The sequence below is a fragment of the Methylobacterium sp. D54C genome (assembly GCF_053345595.1).
This window is the reverse complement of sequence record NZ_JBKFAK010000002.1, coordinates 189,548-210,428: the sequence shown is the minus strand read 5'-3', so window position 1 is coordinate 210,428 and position 20,881 is coordinate 189,548. Positions and strand designations below refer to the sequence as shown.

Here is a 20,881-nt window from a genome sequence, read left to right as displayed (position 1 = left end):
CCTCACCGCTCGCTGCGGGGACCGAGGGTGCTGTCCGCCGCCGCGGTGGCGGGCTTCGGCGCCGGGCCGCCCTTGTTCGGGCCGCCCTCCTGCCAGCGCCCCTGCGCCTTCAGCGCGTCGGCCACCTCGCGGGGCATGTAGGATTCGTCGTGCTTGGCCAGCACCGTGTCGGCGCGGAACTGCCCGCCCGGCTCCAGCACGCCCTCGGCGACCACGCCCTGCCCTTCCCGGAACAGGTCCGGCAGCAGGCCCTTGTAATGGACCTCGACGGTCTCGTTCGTGTCGGTGACGGCGAAATCGACCGTCTGGTCGGGGCCGCGCCTGAGCGAGCCGTCCTTCACCAACCCGCCGAGCCGCAGGCGCGTGCCCGGGGCGATGGCCTGCTTGGCGATGTCGGTGGGCGAGCGGAAGAACACGATCGAGCCGCTCATGGCGTACAGCATCAGCCCCACGGCGAGCGCCAGGACGCTGCCGCAGGTGGCGATCAGGATCAGGCGGCGTTTCTTACGCGTCACGATACTTCCACCCCGCGGTCCGGCGCGCGGAGACCCGCGTCGACCGGAACCGTTCTCATTCTAGTCTTGAGGGTGTCGGCTCCAGGCGCCCGCGGGTCAAGGGCGGGCGTCGGGACCGATTGTCGTACGGACCGCTCCGCGGAGGCGGGCTCGCGATTTCGTGGCGCCGGGGAACGGGCGCGCCAGGGGTTCGGTGCGCCAAGAGTTCGATGCGTCAGGGGTTCGGCGCGTCAGGGATTCGGCGCGTCAGGGATTCGGCTTGGCAGGAAGCTCCAGCTCCCGGGCGAGACCGTCGAGCCGCGCCACCGCCTCGCTGTTGGCGGCCAGCGCCATCCGGGCGCGGTCGAGGGCCTTCACCGCCTGGTCGCGCTCGCCCAGCGCGCTGTAGGAGCGCACGAGCCGCATCCACTCGTCCGGCGTGCCGCCCCGGGCGGCGAGGCGCCGGTCGAGTCCCTCGACCATCCCGCGAATCGCCGCCTGCTGCTCCGCCTGCGGCATGGCGCGCACGGCCGCCATCGCGGCCTCCTTCTCGGCCTGGACGCCCGGTCCCGCCCGGCCCGATTCGACCGTCGCGGGCGCCGCGCCCTCGGCGCCGAGACCCACGGCGCGGGCGCCCTGCTCGACCTGGGCGAGACCCTGCGGGTCGCCCGCGAGGGCCGTGCGCGCCCGGGCCAGGGCGTCGGTCGCCTGCGCGCGCTCGCCGAGGACCATCCGGGACCGGACGAGCCGCAGCCACTCGTCGGGGGTGCCGCCGCCGCTCTTGAGGCGGGCGTCGAGCCCGTCGACCATGCCGCGAATCGCTGCCTGCTGCTCGGCCGGGATCTCGGGAGCGGCCTGGGGCGTCGCGGGCGGGGGCGGCTCGCCCTTGAGGCGGGCGAGACTCTGCTTGACGATCCCGAGCCACGGGGCGTTCGGCGGGCTGCTGGCCTCGAGCTCGGTGAGCTGGCGGATCGCCTCGCCGGTGTCGCCGGCCTGCTCGGCCGCGCGGGCGAGGTAGAAGCGCGGCTTGGGCGCGTTCGGCTCCTCGGCCTGCGCCTTCTCGAACAGCGCCTTGGCCTCGGGCGACACGGTGCCGTCGCCGGCCGCCGTGAGCGCCTCGCCCTGGTCGGCCAGGAGGTCGGCGGTCTCGCCCTTGATCCGCGCGAGGTGGCCGTAGGCGCGGGCGGCGGCGTCGAATCGGCCGGTGCGCATGTAGACCGGGGCGAGCACGGCCCAGCCGCGGGCATCGTTCGGGTCCCGGGCGAGGCGCGCCTCGATCTGCCCGACGGCCTTCATCAGCTCGTCGGCGCCGCCGCGGGCGGCCTGCCGGTCGGCCTCGGTCTGCGCCGGCACCTCGGGCGAGCCGTAGAGCCCGTAGGCGATCAGCGCCACGAGCGGGATGGTGGAGAGCGCGAAGGCCGAGGCGGCGCGCCGGCGGCGCAGGCGCGGCTCGGCCGGGCGCGCGGCCTCGGCGATGCCGGCATCCTCGGCCTCGCGCTGCGCCTCGCGGCTCGACCGGAGCAGGCGGCGCGCCGCCTCGGCCTTGGCGGTCTCGGCCTCGTCGGGGGCGATCAGGCCGCGCTCGAGGTCGCGGTCGATCTCGGCGATCTGATCCTCGTAGAACGCCGTCTCGGTGGCGAGCCCGCTGCCGCCGGCCTCGCCGGTCGGCACGGCGGCGCGCCGCGACATCGGCCAGAGCAGGCCGAGCACGGCCGCCGCGGTCATGGCCGCCAGGATGAACCAGATCGCCGTCATGGACCTTATCGCCAACGGGCCGCACCGGCCCGCCCCTCCCCACGCCCTGTGGAGCCGGCGGCGTGATGCCACGACGCCTCCCGGCGGCGGCTCGGTGTCACGCAACTCTGTTGCGATGACAAGGCCCCGGGCGGGAGCCATGAGGCCGCGCGCCGCCTCCCGGCCAGTACCCGGACGCGGCCGGACGTGCCCGGACGCGTCCGACGGCCTCAGTGGGCGGCCGTGCCGACCGGCAGGTCCCCCGGCACCTCCAGCACCGCGCGCAGGCCGCCGAGCGCCGCCTGCTCCAGGGTGAAGCGCCCCCGGTACAGGGCGGCGAGGTCGGCCACGATCGACAGGCCGAGTCCCGAGCCGGGCTTCGATTCGTCGAGGCGGCGCCCCCGGCCGAGCACGGCCTGCCGGGCCTCCGGCGGCAGGCCCGGACCGTCATCCTCGATGGCGACGACGAGGTGGGGATAATCGTCCTTGCTCACCGCCTCGGCCCGGATCGCCACCCGCCCGTGGGCCCACTTGGACGCGTTGTCGACGAGGTTGCCGACCATCTCCTCGAAATCCTGGCGCTCGCCGCGGAAGCGCAGGCCCGGCGGGACGTGGACGTCGTAGGCGATGTCCTTGTCCCGGTAGATCTTCCCGAAGGTGCGCACGAGGCCGGCGAGCGCCGGCTCGACCTCCGTGGAGGTGCCGAGCGTGCCGGCGAGCGCCGCGGCGCGGGCCCGGTCGAGGTGGTAGTTGACCTGATCGCGCATCACCGCAGCCTGCTCGCGGATCTTCTGCGCGAGTTCCTCGGGGGCGTCGGAGGCCCCGACCTCGTTGACGATGATCGAGAGCGGCGTCTTCAGGGCGTGGGCGAGGTTGCCCACCTGGGTGCGGGCGCGCTCCAGGATCTCGCGGTTGGTCTCGATCAGGAGGTTCACCTCGCCGGTGAGCGGCGCGATGTCGCGGGGATAGGTGCCGGTGATGCGGTCGGCCTCGCCCCGGCGGACGGCGCCGAGCGCGGCGCGCATCTTCTTGAGGGGCGCGAGGCCGAAGCGGATCTGCAGCAGCGTGGTGATCGCAAGCGACAGGCCGAGCAGGCCGAAGGTGATGGTCAGCGAGTTCCGGAACCGGTCGACGTCGTTGACGATCTCGTCGGCGGGGCCCGCGACCCGGACCGTGTAGCGGCCCTCCTCGCCGAGATCGACGTCGCGCTCCATGATGCGCAGGAGGCGTCCGTCCTGCCCCTTGCCGTAGCCCTGGCGGATCTGCCCGACCCCGACTTTCCCGTCGGAATCGGTCGCGGCCGGCAGCGGCACGCCCACGAGGGAGCGCGAGGTGCGCACGTCGCGCGGCTTCGCGTCGGGCTTGCCGACCTGCCAGTACCAGCCGGACAGGGGCAGGTCGAAGCGCGGGTCGCCGAGCGAGAAGGTCCGGCTCTCGGGGTCGTTGGGCGAGACGAGGTCGGTGGCGAGATTGTTGGCGAAGACGAGGAGCCGGCTGTCGAAGGAGCGCTCGGTGTTCTCGCGGTAGAGGGTCGTGAGGATCCAGGCCGCGATCAGCAGGATCGCGGAGCTCGAGAGGAACGCCGACACGGCGAGCCGCACCGCGATGGAGCGGCGGCGCAGGGAGAAGAGGCCGATGAGGTCGATCATGGATGCGTCGGTCGCTCAGACGTGCGGCGGCGCATCGTAGAACACCGCGCCGCGCATCAGCGGGCGCGCCGTGCGGAAGAAGGCGCCGCGCTCGGCCCGCCAGCCGTCGGCCCCGCGGGTCACGGCGGCGTCAGCGGTGAGGATGCCCGACGGCATGCCGACCCGCAGGACCGCTTCGGTGGGGCGTGCGGCCTCGTGGACGAGGCTGCCTTCGAGCCGGGCGGCGACCGCGAGGCACAGGGTGGCGGTGAGCGGCAGCGCCTGGTGCGGCACGCCGTTCGAGATGACCCGGGCGGTCAGGTCGGTCTCGGCGGCGCGGATCGTGGCGCCGGAGAGGCTGCCGGAATCCTGCGGCGGCGCCACGAGGCCGACGAAGGGCACGTGGACGACGCGCGCCGCCGCCTCGAGATCGGGCGCGATGCCCATCGCCACGGAGCCGGCCCGGCGGATCCGCGCCAGCCGGTCGAGGAGGCCCGGCACGGCCTCCAGGGCGGCGGGCAGCTCGGTGCCGGCGAGGCCGAGATCGGCGGCGCGGACGAACACGCAGGCATTGGCGGCGTCGATCAGCGAGGCCTCGATCGCGCCGAGGCCCGGCACGTCGAGCCACTGACGGACGGCGCCGGTCGGGAGCAGCCGGCCGGTCGTGGCGCCGCCCGGATCCAGGAAGTCGAGCTGGATCGGCGCGCCCGTGCCGGTGACGCCGGGGATCGCGAGGTCGCCGCGGTAGACGCTGCGGCCGCCCGCGGCGGCGAAGCCCGCCACGATCAGCTTGCGCGTGTTGGTGTTGAAGATCCGCAGCCGCACCGGGCCGTCCGGGACGTCGACGAGCCCCTCGTCGACCGCGAACGGCCCCACGGCGGCGAGCATGTTGCCGCAATTGCCCGAGAGGTCGATGCGGCCGTCCCGGACCACGACCTGCACGAAGGTGTAGTCGATGTCGGCGTCCGGCCGCGCGGAGCGCTCCACCACGCAGATCTTCGACACCGACGAGACGCCCCCGCCCATGCCGTTGAGCTGCCGCCCGAACGGGTCGGGGCTGTCCATGGCGGAGAGGAAGGCCGGCTCCCAGGCGGCGAGATCCCCCGGCACGTCCCGGCGGTGCAGCATCAGCGCCTTGCTGGTGCCGCCGCGCATGAAGACGGCCGGCAGCGTGCCGGAACGCGCGGCCGCGCTCACATCCGCGCCGGCGGCTGGTTGGGGTCCACGAGGTAGCCGAGGCCGCGCACGGTCTGGATCAGGTCCACCGCGAGCTTCTTGCGCAGGCGGCCCACGAACACCTCGATCGTGTTCGAGTCGCGGTCGAAATCCTGGTCGTAGAGGTGCTCGGTGAGTTCGGCGCGGGACACGACCCGGCCGGTATGGTGCATCAGGTAGGAGAGCAGCCGGTACTCGTGGCTCGTCAGCTTCACCTGGGCGCCGTCGACGAACACCTTGCCGGAGCGGGTGTCGAGGGTCACCGGCCCGCAGGCGATCTGGCTGGTGGCGTGGCCGGCGGCGCGGCGCAGCAGGGCGCGCACCCGGGCCATCAGCTCCTCCATGTGGAAGGGCTTGGTGACGTAGTCGTCGGCGCCGGCGTCGAAGCCGTCGACCTTGTCGGACCAGCGGTCCCGGGCCGTGAGGATGATCACCGGGGTCTTCACGCCCGCCCGGCGCCACTTCTGCAGCACCGTGACGCCGTCGGCCTTGGGCAGGCCCATGTCGAGGATGATGGCGTCGTAGGGCTCGCTCTCGCCGAGATAGCCGCCCTCCTCGCCGTCATAGGCCTTGTCGGCGACGTAGCCGGCCTCCTCCAGCGCGGCCACGACCTGCCGGTTGATGTCCTTGTCATCCTCCACGACCAGCAGACGCACGGCTCACTCCCCTCCGAAACGGTATCCGCGCCCGCTCAATACTGTCCCGCCACGGTGCCGGTGCGCGCGTCGACGATCACGTGCACGAAATGCCCGTCGCGGCGCAAGGCGGTGAGCATGTAGACGAGGCCGTCCGCGTGACGGCAGAGGCTCGCCCGCTGGATCTCGGCGCGGGGGATCACCGTCCGGGCCGCGCGGATCGCCGCGACCGGCGGGATCACCCGGCGCTCGCCGACCTCCTCGCGCAGGTCCGCGGGGGACAGGCAGCTCTCGATCCGCAGCGGCGGCTGGCTCGACACCGCGCCCGTCTGAGGGGCCGGCCCGTCGTCGGCCATGGAGCCGAGGCCGCCCGCGGCGAGGGCCGCGGCGGTCAGGCTGATGGCGACGAGGGCGATGGCGTAGCGCATTGGCAGACGATGTGAGCCCAGGGCACTGAATGCGTCCTGAATACGTGGCCGTGCGTCGCCCCCGGCGGTCGTCGGCGGCGGTCCGGACAGTCCCTTCGCGGTCGATTCGGTGGCGGGCGGCATCGTGCGGACATGACGGCCGAGGCGGCGCCCGGTTCCACGCCGCGCGCCGCTTCCCACAGGCGCCGCGGCCGGTCTCACGGTGCCGGCGCTGCGGCGGGACCGCAGGCCGCGGCGCGGGCCGGCGGCCCGGCCCGGCCAGTCCCCGCCGGCGCGGCCTGCGCGGCCTGCGCGGCGCCGCCGGACCCCAGCGTCCAGGCAAGCCGGCCGACCGCCGCACCCTCGTGGACGGCGACCGTCACCGCCGCGGCGGCCGCCAGGCCGAGCCACACCCGGTCGAGAACCCTGTCCCAGAGCAGGCGCATCTCACCCTCCCGTCAGCAGCTTCCAGAGGGCCCGCAGGGCCGGGACATGCGCGGCGAGCCACGCGACCTGGTCGGAGAACCAGTGTGCGGCCGCCGCCGCGGCGACGAAGGCGAGCACCGTCGCGTGCTTGAGCCGGCGCAGGTAGCGGCGCAGCGCGCGGCGCTCGAGATGCGCGTCGACCAGCTCGTCGAGGGCGGCGAGGCGCGGCTCGGACTGCCGGGCGAACCACGCGTGCCAGACGGGCGGGAAGCGGATCGTCCGAGGCCGCCCGCCGAGGGCGACACCCGCGCCCTCGGCGTCCTGGGGGGGCGCGGATTGCCGTGCCTCGGTGCGGAGGGGCTTCATGGTGACGATCCCTGTTACACGGCCCCCGCGCCGCCGAGGCGGCGAGGCCCGGCCTCAGGCCGGGTGCTTGTCCGCCCCGCGCAGCTGCGCGAGCGCTGGGGCGAGGACGTTGGCGGCGCTCGCCTGCGGATCGAGGGGCAGCGCCCGGAAGATCCGCGCGGCCACGCCCTCGGGGCCGCCCGCCTTCCGCACGACGTGCGCGGGGGCGGTGGCGAGCACGTGCCGGGCGCCGGCGGCCACCACCGCGGCGCCGAGGTCGGCGCTGACGGTCCGGCCCCGGGCGGCCCCGGCCACGGCGTTCTGGCCGAACTCGGCCCCGGCGCGGATCGCGGCCTCGATCCGGTCGCGGGTGAGCACCGAGGCGGCCCAGGGCGCGACCCGGGCGATGCCGGCGGTGACGGCGGCGGCGGCGAGCGGAACGAGCGCGGCCGTCACCGGCTGGAGCAGGCCGGAGAGCCAGTCGCCCCACGGCAGCGCCGGTCCGGCGAAGGAAGCCGCGACCGGAGCGACGGCGGGCGCGGCACCGCCGGCCTGCGCGGCGAGGGCGGCGAGCGGCAGGCCCGTGACGGCCAGGGCGACGGCCGCCCGGATCGGGTGCATCATCGTGGAACTCCTTCTCAGCGCGCGGCGGACCCGGCCGGCTCGGGATCGGGTGACGACGGGTCAGGGCCGGCCCGGCGGCTGAGCCGGCATCGCGGCGGGACCGTCGCGCAGGGCGGCGAGGGCCCGGCGGGCCCAGGCGAGGCGGCGCGCGGGCGCCACGACGCCGGGCCGCTCGTAGCGGCGCCAGACCGCCTCGGTGGCGGCAGCGAGGGTGGTGGTGGCCCGCAGGGCCGCGAGGGCCGGCGCCTCGGGACCGCGCAGCTCGGCGCAGAGGTAGCCGTAGCCCGCCTCGGGGTCGGCGGGATCGCGGCCGCGCGCCCGGCACCACGCCTCCATGGCGACGCGCCGGGGCCCGGTCCACTGGGCGAGCCCCCAGCCGCCGCGGGAGCCCGGCACCGCGGGGGCGACCTCCTGGAGGTGGCGGAACCCGCCGGTCTCGTGGCCGAGATTGCCGAGCAGGCCGGCGGCCTGGACGTCGCTCAGGCCGAGATCGCGCATCAGCCGCGGGCCGAGCCGGCGGCAGGCCGCGGCGAAGGGCTCCCGCGCGGCGGGGTCGGATGGCGGCATGGGCGTGCTCCGGAAGCTGGCGTGCCCGGACGCGCCGGGCTAAGGCGGCCCGCGCCGTGGGCGGCGCCGAGGGGGATGCGTGGGACGCGGACAGGACCGGCCGCTCGTGTTCATCGGCGACTCGATCACCGCCGCCTGGGGCGCGGTGCGGGCCGAGACCTTCGCGCGCCACGGCTTCGTCGCTCGGGGCGTCCCGGGCGAGACGAGCGGGCAGATCCGCGCGCGCTTCCTGCGGGACACGGCCGGCGCCCGGGCCGTGCATCTGCTCTGCGGGATCAACGACATCGCGGAGATCGGCGGCCCGGTGCCGGACCGGGCGATCGCCGGGAACATCATGGCCATGGGGCAGATGGCCTTCGCGGCCGGGCTGCCGCTCACGATCGGCACCGTGATGCCGAGCGACTTCTGGGGCTGGCGCCCCGAGCTGCGGCCGGTGGCGCGGATCCGCGCCCTGAACGGGTGGCTGCGCGCCTACTGCGCGGCGGGCCCGGCCCGCCTCGTCGATTACGGGCCGCCGCTCGCCACGGAGGCGGGCGCGCTCCGGCGGGACTTCACCGACGACGGCATCCACCTCAACGGCGCGGGCTACGCGGCCGTGGAGCCGGCGATGCTGCGGGCCCTCGGCGCAGGCCCGGAATGACGGCGGCCGCGGGGTCGGGCGCTCACGCGCCTAGCGCCAGCCAGTAGGTCGGCACCGACCCGACCCCCGCCACCGCGCCGGCCGTCGCGCGGCGGGTGCGGAGCGTGAACCCGGTGGCCGCCACGTCGCTGACCTGCGCGGCGTGGAGCGCGTCGCCGGCGCCGGCGACCGGCTGCGCCCAGACGCCGAGGCAGCTCCCCGGGAAGGCGATGCCGAAAGCCACCGCGACATCCGCGTCGGCGGCGGTGACGAGCCCCCATTGCGCGATCAGGCCGCCCGGGAGCCGCACCGACCCGTTCGCGCCGAGCACCTGCGCGCCGGTCGCGAGCGGCGTCCCGTCGGCGCGCTGGTAGTGGCGCACGCGCCAGCGGCCCGCCGCGTCCGAGGTGGCGATGCAGGTGTCGTCGGCGGCCGTCACGAGATCGGCGCGGGTCGGCAGCACCAGCACTTCGGGATCGTGGACCAGGGTCGCGGCGCCCGAGAAGCGCACGAACCGCTCCCGGTCGACGTCGGCGCCGAAGCTCGCGATCCGCGCCGCGCCGGTGACGAGCACCCGCCGGGTGCCGGCCGCGCCGAGGTCGGTGGTGGGGGCGGCCGCGAGGGCGGTCTCGGCCGAGGCGAAGTCGATCCCGCCGGTCCGGGCCGAGGCGGTGAGCGCCGTGGCGAAGGCGGCCCCGTCGGGCGAGACTTTCAGGGTGAAGTCGTCGCTCCCGAGGGTTCCCAGCAGAGCCCGCGCCGCGTAGCCGGTCTCGAAGACCAGGGCGGCGTCGCGGGCGGCGGATTTCCGGTTGACGAAGACCCGCATGTCGCCGGTGCCCGGCGTGGCGTCGTCCCAGGTCAGGAGCGCGGAATCGGACTTCACCGCGAAACGGTTGGTGGCGTCGGCCGCCGTGTTGATCCCGAGGCGGCCGACGCTCTGGAGCGCCGTCAGCGCGCGGCGGAGGCTCGTCCAGGCCGCGCCGTCGAAGACGTAGAGGTCGGCCTCGTCGATCAGCCAGGCGAGCCAGCCGGCCCGCGGCGCGGCGCCGGTCCAGACCCCGTCGGCGTAGCGCACCACCTGGCCCGCGAGCCCCGCCCAGGCGCCCCCGGGCTCGGCGGCGGCCACGAGGTAGCGGTCGCCCTCCGCGGGGCCCGGTGGCGGCGCGGCGAGATCCTTGTCCAGGCAGGCGAGCTGGACGAGCGCGTCGAGCAGGCCGAGCGCCTCGTTGTGGGTGACGTGCTTCTGCGCCTGGCTGGCGGCGATCAGCGGCAGGCCGAGATGGGGCGTGGCGTCGGACATGGGGCGGCTCCCGGGCGGTCAGGCCGAGCGGACGGGGATTCGGGCGCGGCGGGCGGGTCCGGGGCCGGCGACGAGACCGATCTGCGCCACCGCGACGTCGAGATGCGTCTGGGCGCCGCCGAAATCGGCCGCCTCGTCCGCGTAGAGACAGTGCTGGGCCTCGGCCCGGACCGTGCGCAGGGCCGTGCCGGCGGCCGAGAACACCGTCACCGCGTAGGCTTCCGGCTCGTCGAGCGGGATCTCGGCCGGCTCCCAGGCGTCGCCGTCGCGGCGGGCCCGCCGGATCCACGAGAGCCGCACGCCGTCCGCCGCGCGCCGCGCCCGCAGGTGGACCGGCCGCAGCGGCGTCAGCGCCGCGAGGCCGGCCGTGGCGGCGATCTCGGCGAAGGCCGGGTCGGCCGGGTCGCGATCCGCCGGCCCGATCCGGTAGCGGAACGCGCGGCCGACCTCGTCCAGCCGGTCGACCAGGGGCGTCACGGCGCCGTCGTCGAGGCGCACGATCAGGCTCCCCGCCGGGGAGACCCGCCCCGCCGCCGCCTCGCTGCCCGCGAGCCCGCGCAGGAAGCCGGACAGCCGGTAGGTGTCGGGCCCGATCAGGACCGCGGACGCGGCGCCGAGCAGTTCCACGGTCCCGTCCGCGCCGAGCAGGGCGAACAGGTTGCCCCCGGCCAGCATCGCGCCCGCCCCGATCGAGGCCAGCGTCGCGCCGCGCCGCAGGGCGACGTCGAGATGCGCGCCCCGCTGGATGCGCCAGAGCGGGCCGGCCGGCAGCGCCGACAGGGTGCGCCCGAGGCAGGCCGGGTAGTCGACGAGGCGGTGCAGGGCGAGCGGCCCGTCACCGGCGGCGCGCCAGATCGCGACCGCGCCGGGCCAGGGCTCGGCCGCCACCGCGCAGGACTGAAGGATCGTGGGGTCGCCGCGGTCGACCGGCACGTCGAGGGCGACGGCGAGCGGCGGTCCGGGAAAGGCGGGCGGCGCCACCTCGGCCCGGGCCATCGCGCGGGGCAGCCCGCGCCCGGGCCCCGCCCGGGGCGGCACCCCGCTCGCCTCGATCCGGCGGCCCGTGGGCGCGTCGTCGATCCGGTCGATCCGGCGCAGGACCGCGACGCCGGGCACGTCGGCCGGCACCGCCAGGAGGTCGCCGGGCTCCAGCTCGACCCGGCGCGGGCTCAGCGTGAACACCGCGGTGTCGCGGGCCGCGATCAGCCGGTCGAGCAGCGCCTCGGCCAGGCCGTCGGCGGTCTCCCGGCGGGTGACGATCGCCGCCTCAATCCGGGTCTCGCGCCGCCGCAGGCCGGCGGGCCGCACGGCCGAGGCCGCGGCGCGCCGGTAATCCGGGCTCTCGGAATCGGTGATCCCGAGGTCCACGGAGCGCGGCAGGGCGCTCTCTTCGGCCCGGACCTGGTGCAGGACCGGCCGCTCCTCCGACAGCCGGACGAGGTCGGTCTCGGCCAGGATCACGGGCCGGTCGCGCCGGGGACCGCGCAGCCGCAGGGTCCCGGCCACCGCCGAGACGTCGAGGCCGTAGACCTCCGCGAGGGTCTCCAGGGCGCCGCGCGCCGTCAGCGGCCGGTCGATCACGTAGCCGTCGAGATAGGCGGCGGCCTCCACGGAGACCGGTGCGTCGAACCCGAAATCCGCGAGGATCCGCTGGACCAGCAGGTCGAGGTCGCAGCCCTCGATCCGGCCGGTGATCCAGTGGCCGACCCGCCAGTTGGCGGCGTCGGCCCAGACACCGCGCACCGTCGGGAAGGCCGGGAAGGGCCGCGCGTCCCAGGCCCAGACGAAGATCCCGTCGGGATCGACCATGCGGCCGCCGTAGACCGGCGAGACCGGGTTGTCGGCCTCCCGGAAGCCCGGCACGGCCGGGTCGAACCGCGCGATCACGGCCTCCAGCCCGCGGAGCTGGATCAGCTCGTCGCGCAGGGCCCGGGATTCCGGCGGGAAGGCGCTCTCGGACGATTTCGGGTCCGGGAAGACGTTGGGGCCGTTGGTGCCCTTGTCCACCGCCGGCACGCCGATCTCGGTGAGCCAGATCGGCTTGCCGGCCGGCACCCAGGCGGTGGTGCGGGTCTCGACGCCGCCGTCGCGCTCCACGTGCGGGCTCGACCACCACGCGACGAGGTCCTTGGCCCGGTAGATCCAGGGCTTGCCGGCGGCGCCGTCGGTGATCGGCCGGCGGGCCTGGGCGGCGCGGTCGGCCGCGTCGGCGTAGTACCAGTCGAAGGCCTCGCCGGACGCGCCCCGGGCCTTCAGATAGGCCCGGTCGGCGATGTCGCCCGTCACCGCGAGGTCGGCGTGGTCCGGGTCGTCGCGCCAGTCGGAGACGGGCGGGTACCAGTCGATCCCGACGGCGCCGATATGCGGGTCGGCGAACAGGTCGTCGAGGGGGAAGCGGACGGTGGCGCCGCCGTCGCCCACATGGGCGCCGTACTCGGTCCAGTCCGCCGCGTAGACCAGGGTGACGGCCGGGCCGAGGCGGTCGCGAAGCGCGGCGGCGAGGTCGCGCAGGGCCCGCACCGCCGGATAGCCGGCCGCGCCGCGCACCCGGGTCAGGCCGACGAGCTCGCTGCCGATCACGAAGGCCGCGAGGGGCGTGCCCGAGGCCGCCCAGCCGGCCGCGAGGGCGGCGTAGTGCAGGACCGCGTCGCGGTAGCCACCCGCGAAGAAGGCCGCGACCTGCGCGTCGGCCGCGGCGGTCCCGTCCGGGCTCCCCGGAAGGCCCGGGGCCGGATCGCAGGTGATGCGGCCGCGCCAGGGATAGGCGGGCTGCGCGGCGCCGGGGGCGTGCGGATCGGGGAGCGCGTTGCCGGCCGGCACGTCCATCATGACGAACGGGTAGAGCGACACCGCCAGCCCCCGGCGCGCCAGCTCGGAGACCAGCCGGGTCAGGCCCGCATCCGCCGGCGTGCCGCCGTAGGCCGGGCTGCCGTCCGGCAGGGTCGAGACCGTCTCGGCCCGGTCGCGGGCGATCCCGGCGACGCGCCAATCCTCCGGCCGGGCGCGCTTGTCGGCGGCCTCGACCTTGGGCACGACCCGGCAGGATCCCGCCCGCAGGTCGGTGCCGAACCACGTCGCCACCACGGCGACCCGGCGCAGGTTCGGGCACAGCGCCTGGAGCGCGTCGAGGGAGGCGATCACGTCGGTGCCGCGCTGGAGCTGGTGCCGGTTGGCGGCCTCGGTGCGGCCGAGCCCGAGATCGACCGTGACGCGGTCCGGATCGAGGCCGAACTCGCTGGCGCCGGGGATCAGGTCGACGGCGCGCACGCGCGCGAACAGGCCGTTGACCGGGCGGATCACCTCGAAGGCGAATTGCGGGACGCGGTTGCCGAAGGCCGCGAGGGCCAGGTTCTCGAACACCGCGTAGGCGAGGCCGCGATAGGCGGGCGCGTTCTCGGCGCCCTCCTTGGCGACGATCAGCGGGTCCGGCTCCTGGCCGGGGCCGCCGGTATGGACCCGCAGGGTCAGGCCGGCCTGGTCGATCTCCCGTCCGTCCGCCCAGATCCGGCGGACGCAGGCGATCTCGCCCTCGCACAGCCCGACCGCGAGGTTGGCGAAGTAGCTGTAGCGGGTGGTGACGGTCCTCGGGCCGCCCGCGAGCCCGCCCAGGCCCTTGGCGGGCGCGGCCGCGCGGGCGACGGTGGTGTTGGCGACCTCCAGCGGACGGGTCGCCCAGATCAGGGTGCCGCCGATCCGCGCCCGCCCGTAGACCCGCGGGATCGGATCGCCCTCGGTGGAGGTGAGCCCGGCCACGTCGGCGAGCCGCGGCCCCTCGACGAAGCGCGCGTGCCGCCCGGCCCCCGACAGGGCGCCGCCGAGGGCCGCGCCCGCGACGGAGCCGAGCGCGCGCCCGACCAGGCCGCCGATCGGGCCTCCGAGGACGGTGCCGACCGCCGCGCCGGCCGAGGACAGGATCAGCGTCGCCATGGCGGGGCTCCGGATCTGATGGCGGTATCGCGTGGACGGGTTGCCGGTCCGTATCCGATCGGATACGTTCGACCTGTGACGACGATCCTGCTGTCCGACACCTTCCGGACTTGGCTCACGGGCCTGAAGGATCACCGCGCCAGGGCGCGCATCGCGGCACGTATCCGCAGCGTGGGGCTCGGCAATTTCAGGGATGCCAAACCGGTCGGGGCAGGTGTGTTCGAGATGCGGATCCCGTATGGCCCCGGCTTTCGCGTCTACTATGTCCGACGCGGCGAGGTAACGTACCTGCTCCTGTGCGGCGGCGATAAGTCCAGCCAGACCCGGGACATTCAGAGGGCCAAGTCCATGGCCGCCTCTCTCGACGGAATCACCTGATGCGTTTCACACCGTTCGACGCCTCGGAATTCCTCGACAGTGAGGAGGCGATTGCCGAATACCTGGCGGCAGCGCTCGACGACCCCGACCCCGAGCTGTTCATCGCGGCCCTGGGCGATGTCGCGAAGGCACGCGGCATGGCGCAGATCGCCCGGGAAGCGGGTGTCGGTCGAGAGAGCCTCTACAAGGCGCTGACGCCGGGCTCGAAGCTCCGCTACGAGACGGTCCGCAAGGTCATGGACGTGCTCGGCGTCAAGCTCACCGTATCGACGCGTTCCTCGTAGGCGCCGCAGCGCTTCGGAAACCGGAACACCCCCGTCGCGTGCCGCCGCCACCATCCGGTGAGCGCGACCTCGGTGACGGCGGCCCCGTCGTGGGCGTGGATCATCGCGCCGGCGCCGGTGGCAATGGCGCAGTGGCGGGCCGGCAGGTGGCGGCGGAAGGCGAAGAGCAGGACGTCGCCCGGCCGCGGCGCCAGCTCCGCCAGGGGTCCGGGCACCGGCACGAGGTGGCGGGCGGCCGCCTCGGTGAGCGGGTCGGTCCCGGGCGCGGCCGATTCCGCCCAGGTGCCGGAATAGGGCGGCGGCACCTCCGGCTCGGCGCCGTAGAGCCCGCGCCAGACCCCGCGCAGCAGGCCCAGGCAGTCGCAGCCCACGCCGCGCAGCGACGCCTGGTGGCGGTAGGGCGTGCCCAGCCAGAGCCGCGCCTCGCCGAGCGCCGCAACACCGATATCTCGGCCGATCTCGCGCCGCATCGCGCTCATCGGAAGAGGCTCCCGCCGTCGAGGATGGGGTCCGAACCGGGGACCGCCCGCATGACCGCGTCGTTGCCGGGCATGTGCGGGAAGCCCTGGAAGTTGACCGCGTTGGCGAAGCGGTCGCGGCAGGTGGTGAGGCGCTTGTCGCACCCGGCCGTCAGGCTGAACCCGTCGCCGGCGGCGACCGGCCGTGGCGGCACCGTCCAGAGCTCGATCAGGGGCCCGAGCTGGAGGCGCACGTCCGCCGCGAGCCCGGCATTGGCGCCCGTCGTCCAGGTCAGGCGCCCGCCGGTGAACAGGCCGTCCGCGAAGGACCCGGCGAGCGCCGCCGCGAGCGTGGCCGGCTCCGGGACGCCGCTCACCCGGCCGGCCGTCGTCCACGCGGCGCGGTCCACCCGGCATCGGGCATCGCCGAGATCGGCGCCGCAGGTCGCCCGGTAGGTGCGGCCCCGCTCGGCGCCAAGCCGGTGCGCGAGGCCGCGCAGCTCGGCCACGAAGGCGTCGCCGTCCCGGCGCACCTCGCCGATCGTGGCGACGTCGAGGAGGAGCCGGGTCTCCGTGTCGCTCCAGTCGACCAGCCAGGTCTCCACGGCGGCGCCGTCGTAGAGGCCGCCGGCGATGTCGGCCTCGGTGAGCCCGAGGCCGCTGAGCGCCCCGGCCACGTCGCCGCCCGAGACCGCGAAGCCGAGCTCGGCACTGGCCTCGGCCGCCTCCAGCCCGGTGCGGGCGGCGTGGACGAGGCCCGCGACGGTCAGGTCGCGGTCGTGGTCGGTGAAGCCGAGGGCGAGCCCGTCCCGCCGCCGCAGGGACCAGCAGCGGCACAGGGTGGTCACCCCGCCGGCGAGATGGGCCGCGAAGGCCTCCGGGATGTCGCGCATGGCGTCACGCCTACTCAGGGCACGATCTCGACGAGCGGCACCTTCGGGATCTCCCCGGCCGTGAAGGCGGCGAGGTCGATGGTCAGCGCGTCGGTGTCGAACCGGACCGGCACGTCGAAGGCGAAGCCCGCCGTCACGGCGGCGCCGGGCGGTGGGACGCGGCCCGCCGCGAAGGTGACGAGGCCGGTCGTCGGGTCGCACGCGAAGGCCTCGGGCCCGACCTCCCGGCCGCCGACCGCCACCCGGACGCTGCCGGACACCGGCTTGGCGATCCGGCGGCGATAGGGCGCGAAGCCGGCGCCGTAGGTCTTCACCAGCGGAAAGGTGGCGGTGACGCCGTCGCCGGTGCCGAGCGGCTGGTCGAGGGGGCCGACCGGCCGGCCCGGCGGCCCGGAGCGGCCGTCGATCCGGTCGCGGAACCGGAAGCCGTAGAGACGCCCGCGCCGCTCCTCGAAGAAGGCCAGCACGGCGTGCAGGGCGTCGAGGCCGCGCAGCCCGAACCCGGCCTCGTAGCGGCGGCGGGAATCGGCCCAGCGGCCGTTCCGGTGCTCCCGGCCCGAGGCCAGGGTCACGATCTCGGTGAGCCGCTGCGGGCCGCCGCCGGCGCGCAGCGAGACGTCGAGTGGGAACAGCACCTCGTGGAAATCGTCGGCCATGTCGGGCCTCTCCGGTTCGGGTGGCGACAGGGCCGCGCCGGTCTTCCGGGGCGTCCTCGCGAGCGCAGCGACGCGACCCAGGGCAGCGCGACATCCGTGACCGTGGCGCTCCGGGATCGCTTCGCTCCGCTCGCGAGTACGGAGGCCGGGCCGCAGATCCCGCGTGACGCCCGGGGAACGGTATCGCTGCCGGATCGGAGCAGCTCAAAAAAGTCTTCCGAGAGGCGCCGGAAAATCAAAAGCGCAGTTCATCGACACGGTACGGCAGTTGATCGAAGATCGCCGCACCGAAGCGGATGTTCTCCGAAGTCCTCTCGGCCCGCACATCTCGGTTCACCGCGCGATCCGCACGACGCGGCGCCGTTCTGCCAGGGAAACCTTCCGATGAGCGCCATCCCCCAGCCCCTCCACGCGTCTGCTACCGCCCTCGACATCCGCCGCGTCGCCGGCCGCATCGGCGCGGAGATCCGCGGCGTCACCCTCTCGGGTGACTTGGACGACGGGACGGTCGCGGCGATCCGGCAGGCGCTGAACACCCACAAGGTGGTGTTCTTCCGCGACCAGGACCTCGACGAGGCCGGGCAGGAGGCGTTCGGCCGGCGCCTCGGCGACCTCGTCCCGCATCCGACCGTGCCCTCCCTCGCCGGCACGGCGGGAATCCTCGACATCGACGGCAGCCGGGGCGAGCGGGCGAGTTCCTGGCACACCGACGTGACCTTCGTGCCGGCCTACCCGGCGCTCTCGATCCTGCGGGCCGTGACGCTGCCGCCCCACGGCGGCGACACGCTCTGGGCCAACACGGCGGCGGCCTACGCGGACCTGCCCGAGCCCCTGCGCGACCTCGCCGACAAGCTCTGGGCGCTGCACTCGAACGTCTACGACTATGTCGGCGGCCGGGTGAACGTGTCGGAGGCCGGGCGGCGGCGCTACGACGAGGTGTTCACCAGGACCGTGTTCGAGACCGAGCACCCGCTGGTCCACGTCCACCCGGAGACCGGGGAGCGCTCGCTGATCGTCGGCCACTTCATCCAGCGGATCCTGGGCCTGACCACCGCGGATTCGCAGCACCTGCTGGCGATCTTCCACGACCACGCGACCCGGCCCGAGAACACCGTGCGCTGGTCGTGGCGGACGGGCGACGTGGCGATCTGGGACAACCGCGCCACGGTCCACCGGGCGGTGGACGATTACGGCGAGGCGCCCCGCGTGGTCCGCCGCGTGACGATCCAGGGCGTCGCGCCGGTGAGCGTCGACGGCCGCACCAGCCGGGCGCGGGAGACGGAGGCGCGCAGGGCGGCGTGAGCTGTGGCCGCGCGCGCCTCAGGTCGCTCGCTGGCCGCGCGCCACCGCCCGGGCGAGGCTCGCGGTCACCTGCGCCTCGGAGCGGCGGAACGCCCCCGGATCGGGGGTCGCGATGTTGACCGTCACGGAGACCGGCCGCGCCGCGGCTCCGCCTGCGGCGACGCCCAGGCGGCCGTCCGGCCCGCGGCCGAGGGGGAGGATCGCCTCCGGGCCGGCCTCGCCCATGAGGCCGGCGCCGCCCGCCATGGGGAAGTAGGTCGGCGCGGCCACGACGCCGCCGGCGGCGAAGGGCTGGACGCGGCCGCCCCGGAACACGCCCCCGCGGGCGAAGCCCGTCTCCGCGCCGGAGCCCAGCATCGCGCCGATCAGGCCCGTGAGGCCCGACTGGATCGGCCCGGCCGCCGCCCGCGCCGCCACGCCGGCGAGGCGCGCCCCGATGGTGCCGAGCACGCCGTCGAGGCTGCGGCCGGACGCGGCCCCGCGGGTCAGGGCAGTGTCGAGGCTGCGGCCGAAGCTCTGCGCCAGTCGGTCCAGGGTCTCGAGCTGCCGGATCCGGTCGTCGGACAGCGAGTCGGCCTGCGGGTCGGTCTCGGCCATGGCGGTGCCTCACGGTGGGTCGGGATGGGCGGCGAGGAGCCGCGCGAAGGCGGCGCGGGACAGCGGCTCCGGGCCGGCGCGCCGGCCGAGCGCCGCGGCGAACTCCCGCGGGGTCGCCGACCAGAAGTCGCGGGGCCGCCAACCCAGCGCGCCGAGGCCGAGGGAGAGGGCGTCGTCCCAGGGGAAGCGCTCCGGGGCCGGACGCGGCGGCGGCTCCGCGTCCGGCCCTAGGGAGGGTTTGCCGGGCCCGGCACCTCCCCGCCCGCCGCCTCCCCGCCCGGCGCTTCCCCGAAGGCCGCCGCCAGGACGTCGCCCAGGGCGGCCGAGACGGCGTCGAGCCCGCCCGCCAGCGGCAGCCGCGCCACCGCCGCGTCGTCGAGGTCGTGGCCGCCGCCCCGCAGGGCGACGCCCAGGAGGGCGATCAGGTCGCGGGCCGAGACGCGCCCGCCGGCGAAGCGCGCGGCGAGGCCCGCGAGGTCGCCGGCCTGGAGCGCGGTCTCCAGCTCGGCGAGCGCGCCGAGGGTGAGGCAGAGCGTGTAGCGCCGTCCGCCGAGGGTGAGCGGCACCTCGCCGCGGATCCGGTTGGCCACGGCGCTCAGACCGCCGCGAACGCGAGCGCGCCGCCGGATTCGAGGCTCATGTCGAAGGTGACCTCGCCGGCATGGTCGCCCCGGTACTCCAGGCTCGCGATCTGGAACGGCCCCTCCAGGATCCCGAAGGCCGGGATCACGATCTGGAACACCTCGACCGCGCCCTCGAAGAACAGCAGGCGCAGGCGCGCGTCCGAGGCCTGGTCGCGGAACACGCCCGAGCCGGCGATCGCGGCCCGCCGCACCCCGGCCCCGGCGAGCAGCTCGCGCCAGCGCCCGGCGGAATCGGCGTTGGTGACGTCGACGGTCTCGGCGTTGAGGGTGATCTGGCGGCTGCGCAGGCCCGCCACCGCCGCGAAGCCGCCCGCACCGTCGCCGGCCCGGATCAGCAGGTCCTTGCCCCTCTGCGCGCCCATCGGCACCCTCCTCACAGGTTCTCGGTGACGGCCTCGACCGTCAGGGTCACCCTGGCCTCGCCGGTCCGGGCGTCGCGCCGGGCGCGGACGGCCCGCACCCGGAGGGTCACGAGCCGGCAGCCGGCCAGCGGCAGGACGAGGGGCGTCGGGGCGTCCCGGAGGAGCGCCGCCATGCGCGAAGCGGCGTCGAGGGCGGTGCGCACCGAGCCCGCCTGGGCGATCACCGCAATCGCGTGGCTGTGCCGGTGGCGCTCGGCGCCGTCGACGGATTCGTCCGCGATCTCGGCGTCGCCGAACAGCGCGTAGACCGGGAGCGTGCCCCGCGGCGGCTCGTCGTAGAGCCGGACGCGGCCGCCCAGCAGCGCGGCCAGGGCGGCGTCGGCGGCGAAGCGGGCGTTCAGGCCGGCGCGGAGCGCCAGGAGCGGGCCCGGATCGCTCACGACCGCCCCTCCCCGGGCAGCTCCTCGACGTGGCAGATCAGGTCGCGGCCCCGCGCGTCGGGCTCGGCGACGGCGCGGATCGCGAAGCGGCGCGGCCCGGCGGCGAGCCGCATGGTCGGGTCGAGCGCGGCCCGGCTCCGCAGGGTGACGCGGTAGGCGGGCCGCGTGTCGGTGCGGCCGCCGGCCGGTCGGTCGGCGAGTCCCGCCGGGGCGATCGCGCCCCACAGGACCGGGCCGGCCACGTAACGGCGCAGCACGCCCCCGAACCCATCGGGCTCCTCCAGGGGCCGCTCGAGCACGAAGCGGCGCCGCCGCGCGCCGAGGGGCGGGCGTTGGAACGAGGTCGCCATCGGGGAAGCTCCGGGTGCGAGGATCACAGCCGCAGGCGCCGGAACGGCGCGCCGAGCGCGGCGGCGTCGGTGCGGGCGGCGTCGGGCTCGTCGCCGCGACGCTCGTAGCGGGCGGCGGCGAGGCGCAGGATCGCGAGGCGCAGGGGCTCGGGGAGCGGCGGACCGTCGCCGCCGTACCCGGCCGCGACCTCGATCAGGATGGTGCGGCCGGCGGGATCCGGCGCGGCCGGATCCACCTGCAGAAGCGGCGCTTCGTCCGGGTCGGGGCCGAGGCGCACCAGCCCGGCGTCGAGGTCGGTGACGCCTCCGGACGGGTCCGCGAGGCCGGCGCGGAGGATCGCGACCAGCGGGCTCAGGGGGAGCGGCACCTGCCCGTCCGGCGGCCAGGCCGTCAGGGCGACCCGGTACCGGCCCGGGACCAGGATCCGCCGGGTCTCGATCTCCAGGCTCGCGCGGGCCGCCGCGATCAGGGCCTGGAGCAGGCCGTCCTCGTCGGCGCCCGCGTCGGAGTCGACGCGCAGGTAGGCGCGCAGGTCAGGCACGCCCACCGGCTCGACGGCGGCGGCGGCGATGCGTAACGGGATCATCGCGCGTCT

At 75.9% G+C, this 20,881-nt stretch carries 25 protein-coding genes and 1 pseudogene; 4 read left to right on the top strand and 22 right to left on the bottom strand.

Features of this window, described 5'->3' with window-relative positions:
• Nucleotides 1-2 precede the first annotated feature (2 nt).
• The 10 genes from ccmE to ACLBYB_RS06255 form a co-directional block, all read right to left on the bottom strand.
• Nucleotides 3-515, bottom strand: coding sequence for a cytochrome c maturation protein CcmE (gene ccmE / locus ACLBYB_RS06300; protein WP_447698268.1), 513 nt, complete (start codon nt 513-515; stop codon nt 3-5).
• Nucleotides 516-761: 246 nt separating this feature from the next.
• Entirely contained in the window at nt 762-2,249 is a 1,488-nt protein-coding gene (ccmI, locus tag ACLBYB_RS06295) for a c-type cytochrome biogenesis protein CcmI (RefSeq protein ID WP_447698267.1), read from the bottom strand.
• Nucleotides 2,250-2,458: 209 nt separating this feature from the next.
• Entirely contained in the window at nt 2,459-3,877 is a 1,419-nt protein-coding gene (locus ACLBYB_RS06290) for an ATP-binding protein (RefSeq protein WP_020090899.1), read from the bottom strand.
• Nucleotides 3,878-3,892: 15 nt separating this feature from the next.
• Nucleotides 3,893-5,053 carry a 2-methylaconitate cis-trans isomerase PrpF family protein gene (locus ACLBYB_RS06285; RefSeq protein ID WP_354453649.1) on the bottom strand — a complete coding sequence of 387 codons (1,161 nt, stop codon included), beginning with the start codon at nt 5,051-5,053 and terminating at the stop codon, nt 3,893-3,895.
• Entirely contained in the window at nt 5,050-5,727 is a 678-nt protein-coding gene (locus ACLBYB_RS06280) for a response regulator transcription factor (protein ID WP_012321897.1), read from the bottom strand. The genes ACLBYB_RS06285 and ACLBYB_RS06280 overlap by 4 nt, the downstream gene beginning before the upstream one ends.
• Before the next feature lie 35 nt (nt 5,728-5,762).
• A complete protein-coding gene (locus ACLBYB_RS06275) occupies nt 5,763-6,134 on the bottom strand; it encodes a PepSY domain-containing protein (protein WP_020090901.1) in 372 nt (123 codons plus the stop codon).
• Nucleotides 6,135-6,331: 197 nt separating this feature from the next.
• Nucleotides 6,332-6,559, bottom strand: coding sequence for a hypothetical protein (locus ACLBYB_RS06270; protein ID WP_447698266.1), 228 nt, complete (start codon nt 6,557-6,559; stop codon nt 6,332-6,334).
• A gap of 1 nt (nt 6,560) precedes the next feature.
• Nucleotides 6,561-6,905 (bottom strand): hypothetical protein, encoded by a 345-nt coding sequence (locus ACLBYB_RS06265; RefSeq protein ID WP_447698265.1) that lies wholly within the window; start codon nt 6,903-6,905, stop codon nt 6,561-6,563.
• A gap of 54 nt (nt 6,906-6,959) precedes the next feature.
• On the bottom strand, nt 6,960-7,508 hold the full coding sequence (locus tag ACLBYB_RS06260; protein ID WP_447698264.1) for a hypothetical protein: 549 nt from the start codon (nt 7,506-7,508) through the stop codon (nt 6,960-6,962).
• A gap of 60 nt (nt 7,509-7,568) precedes the next feature.
• Nucleotides 7,569-8,075 carry a phage tail tip lysozyme gene (locus tag ACLBYB_RS06255; protein WP_447680798.1) on the bottom strand — a complete coding sequence of 169 codons (507 nt, stop codon included), beginning with the start codon at nt 8,073-8,075 and terminating at the stop codon, nt 7,569-7,571.
• Nucleotides 8,076-8,154: 79 nt separating this feature from the next.
• On the opposite strand from ACLBYB_RS06255, the gene ACLBYB_RS06250 reads away from it, so the two are divergent.
• A complete protein-coding gene (locus ACLBYB_RS06250) occupies nt 8,155-8,715 on the top strand; it encodes a GDSL-type esterase/lipase family protein (RefSeq protein WP_447698263.1) in 561 nt (186 codons plus the stop codon).
• Nucleotides 8,716-8,737: 22 nt separating this feature from the next.
• On the opposite strand, the gene ACLBYB_RS06245 is transcribed toward ACLBYB_RS06250, so the two are convergent.
• Together ACLBYB_RS06245 and ACLBYB_RS06240 are read right to left on the bottom strand one after the other, a co-directional pair.
• Entirely contained in the window at nt 8,738-9,994 is a 1,257-nt protein-coding gene (locus tag ACLBYB_RS06245; protein WP_447698262.1) for a DUF2793 domain-containing protein, read from the bottom strand.
• Between the two features lie 18 nt (nt 9,995-10,012).
• The gene (locus ACLBYB_RS06240) at nt 10,013-13,921 is read right to left on the bottom strand and encodes a baseplate multidomain protein megatron (RefSeq protein ID WP_447698261.1); all 3,909 of its coding nucleotides are present in this window, start codon (nt 13,919-13,921) and stop codon (nt 10,013-10,015) included.
• Between the two features lie 75 nt (nt 13,922-13,996).
• Here ACLBYB_RS06240 and ACLBYB_RS06235 point away from each other — a divergent pair, with 75 nt between their 5' ends.
• Nucleotides 13,997-14,299: a type II toxin-antitoxin system RelE/ParE family toxin gene (locus tag ACLBYB_RS06235; RefSeq protein ID WP_447698260.1), complete on the top strand. Its 303-nt coding sequence runs from the start codon at nt 13,997-13,999 to the stop codon at nt 14,297-14,299.
• A complete protein-coding gene (locus tag ACLBYB_RS06230) occupies nt 14,299-14,583 on the top strand; it encodes an addiction module antidote protein (protein ID WP_331301767.1) in 285 nt (94 codons plus the stop codon). The genes ACLBYB_RS06235 and ACLBYB_RS06230 overlap by 1 nt, the downstream gene beginning before the upstream one ends.
• On the opposite strand, the gene ACLBYB_RS06225 is transcribed toward ACLBYB_RS06230, so the two are convergent.
• From ACLBYB_RS06225 to ACLBYB_RS06215, 3 genes are read right to left on the bottom strand one after another with little or no spacing between them, the layout of a single operon-like run.
• Complete coding sequence (locus ACLBYB_RS06225) at nt 14,514-15,062, bottom strand: NlpC/P60 family protein (protein ID WP_447698259.1); 549 nt, start codon at nt 15,060-15,062, stop codon at nt 14,514-14,516. The genes ACLBYB_RS06230 and ACLBYB_RS06225 overlap by 70 nt on opposite strands.
• Nucleotides 15,059-15,934, bottom strand: coding sequence for a DUF2163 domain-containing protein (locus ACLBYB_RS06220; RefSeq protein ID WP_447698258.1), 876 nt, complete (start codon nt 15,932-15,934; stop codon nt 15,059-15,061). The genes ACLBYB_RS06225 and ACLBYB_RS06220 overlap by 4 nt, the downstream gene beginning before the upstream one ends.
• A gap of 14 nt (nt 15,935-15,948) precedes the next feature.
• Nucleotides 15,949-16,590: a phage distal tail protein, Rcc01695 family gene (locus tag ACLBYB_RS06215; RefSeq protein ID WP_447698257.1), complete on the bottom strand. Its 642-nt coding sequence runs from the start codon at nt 16,588-16,590 to the stop codon at nt 15,949-15,951.
• A gap of 384 nt (nt 16,591-16,974) precedes the next feature.
• Here ACLBYB_RS06215 and ACLBYB_RS06210 point away from each other — a divergent pair, with 384 nt between their 5' ends.
• Nucleotides 16,975-17,892, top strand: a complete 918-nt coding sequence (locus ACLBYB_RS06210) for a TauD/TfdA dioxygenase family protein (RefSeq protein ID WP_447698256.1) — start codon at nt 16,975-16,977, stop codon at nt 17,890-17,892.
• A gap of 18 nt (nt 17,893-17,910) precedes the next feature.
• Here the strand turns inward: ACLBYB_RS06210 and ACLBYB_RS06205 are convergent, their stop codons facing one another.
• From ACLBYB_RS06205 to ACLBYB_RS06175, 7 genes and pseudogenes are all read right to left on the bottom strand, one after another.
• Nucleotides 17,911-18,489 carry a phage tail tape measure protein gene (locus ACLBYB_RS06205; protein ID WP_020090915.1) on the bottom strand — a complete coding sequence of 193 codons (579 nt, stop codon included), beginning with the start codon at nt 18,487-18,489 and terminating at the stop codon, nt 17,911-17,913.
• A 9-nt stretch (nt 18,490-18,498) separates the two neighbouring features.
• Nucleotides 18,499-18,663, bottom strand: a pseudogene (locus ACLBYB_RS06200) (phage tail assembly chaperone); the annotation flags it as partial.
• A gap of 53 nt (nt 18,664-18,716) precedes the next feature.
• Nucleotides 18,717-19,079, bottom strand: coding sequence for a gene transfer agent family protein (locus ACLBYB_RS06195; protein ID WP_020090916.1), 363 nt, complete (start codon nt 19,077-19,079; stop codon nt 18,717-18,719).
• Between the two features lie 5 nt (nt 19,080-19,084).
• Entirely contained in the window at nt 19,085-19,495 is a 411-nt protein-coding gene (locus ACLBYB_RS06190) for a phage major tail protein, TP901-1 family (protein ID WP_447680790.1), read from the bottom strand.
• An 11-nt stretch (nt 19,496-19,506) separates the two neighbouring features.
• Nucleotides 19,507-19,935 carry a tail completion protein gp17 gene (gene gp17, locus ACLBYB_RS06185; protein WP_447698255.1) on the bottom strand — a complete coding sequence of 143 codons (429 nt, stop codon included), beginning with the start codon at nt 19,933-19,935 and terminating at the stop codon, nt 19,507-19,509.
• A complete protein-coding gene (locus ACLBYB_RS06180; RefSeq protein ID WP_020090919.1) occupies nt 19,932-20,285 on the bottom strand; it encodes a head-tail adaptor protein in 354 nt (117 codons plus the stop codon). Before ACLBYB_RS06180 ends, gp17 begins: the two co-directional genes overlap by 4 nt.
• A 23-nt stretch (nt 20,286-20,308) precedes the next feature.
• Nucleotides 20,309-20,872, bottom strand: coding sequence for a head-tail connector protein (locus tag ACLBYB_RS06175; RefSeq protein ID WP_447698254.1), 564 nt, complete (start codon nt 20,870-20,872; stop codon nt 20,309-20,311).
• Nucleotides 20,873-20,881 lie beyond the last annotated feature (9 nt).

What these genes read in the sequence shown, in the direction of transcription:
- ccmI (WP_447698267.1), bottom strand. Translation starts at nt 2,249, where the DNA reads ATGACGGCGATCTGGTTCATCCTGGCGGCCATGACCGCGGCGGCCGTG.
- ACLBYB_RS06290 (WP_020090899.1), bottom strand. Translation starts at nt 3,877, where the DNA reads ATGATCGACCTCATCGGCCTCTTCTCCCTGCGCCGCCGCTCCATCGCG.
- ACLBYB_RS06275 (WP_020090901.1), bottom strand. Translation starts at nt 6,134, where the DNA reads ATGCGCTACGCCATCGCCCTCGTCGCCATCAGCCTGACCGCCGCGGCC.
- ACLBYB_RS06270 (WP_447698266.1), bottom strand. Translation starts at nt 6,559, where the DNA reads ATGCGCCTGCTCTGGGACAGGGTTCTCGACCGGGTGTGGCTCGGCCTG.
- ACLBYB_RS06265 (WP_447698265.1), bottom strand. Translation starts at nt 6,905, where the DNA reads ATGAAGCCCCTCCGCACCGAGGCACGGCAATCCGCGCCCCCCCAGGAC.
- ACLBYB_RS06260 (WP_447698264.1), bottom strand. Translation starts at nt 7,508, where the DNA reads ATGATGCACCCGATCCGGGCGGCCGTCGCCCTGGCCGTCACGGGCCTG.
- ACLBYB_RS06255 (WP_447680798.1), bottom strand. Translation starts at nt 8,075, where the DNA reads ATGCCGCCATCCGACCCCGCCGCGCGGGAGCCCTTCGCCGCGGCCTGC.
- ACLBYB_RS06245 (WP_447698262.1), bottom strand. Translation starts at nt 9,994, where the DNA reads ATGTCCGACGCCACGCCCCATCTCGGCCTGCCGCTGATCGCCGCCAGC.
- ACLBYB_RS06240 (WP_447698261.1), bottom strand. Translation starts at nt 13,921, where the DNA reads ATGGCGACGCTGATCCTGTCCTCGGCCGGCGCGGCGGTCGGCACCGTC.
- ACLBYB_RS06230 (WP_331301767.1), top strand. Translation starts at nt 14,299, where the DNA reads ATGCGTTTCACACCGTTCGACGCCTCGGAATTCCTCGACAGTGAGGAG.
- ACLBYB_RS06225 (WP_447698259.1), bottom strand. Translation starts at nt 15,062, where the DNA reads ATGAGCGCGATGCGGCGCGAGATCGGCCGAGATATCGGTGTTGCGGCG.
- ACLBYB_RS06220 (WP_447698258.1), bottom strand. Translation starts at nt 15,934, where the DNA reads ATGCGCGACATCCCGGAGGCCTTCGCGGCCCATCTCGCCGGCGGGGTG.
- ACLBYB_RS06215 (WP_447698257.1), bottom strand. Translation starts at nt 16,590, where the DNA reads ATGGCCGACGATTTCCACGAGGTGCTGTTCCCACTCGACGTCTCGCTG.
- ACLBYB_RS06210 (WP_447698256.1), top strand. Translation starts at nt 16,975, where the DNA reads ATGAGCGCCATCCCCCAGCCCCTCCACGCGTCTGCTACCGCCCTCGAC.
- ACLBYB_RS06205 (WP_020090915.1), bottom strand. Translation starts at nt 18,489, where the DNA reads ATGGCCGAGACCGACCCGCAGGCCGACTCGCTGTCCGACGACCGGATC.
- ACLBYB_RS06190 (WP_447680790.1), bottom strand. Translation starts at nt 19,495, where the DNA reads ATGGGCGCGCAGAGGGGCAAGGACCTGCTGATCCGGGCCGGCGACGGT.
- ACLBYB_RS06180 (WP_020090919.1), bottom strand. Translation starts at nt 20,285, where the DNA reads ATGGCGACCTCGTTCCAACGCCCGCCCCTCGGCGCGCGGCGGCGCCGC.
- ACLBYB_RS06175 (WP_447698254.1), bottom strand. Translation starts at nt 20,872, where the DNA reads ATGATCCCGTTACGCATCGCCGCCGCCGCCGTCGAGCCGGTGGGCGTG.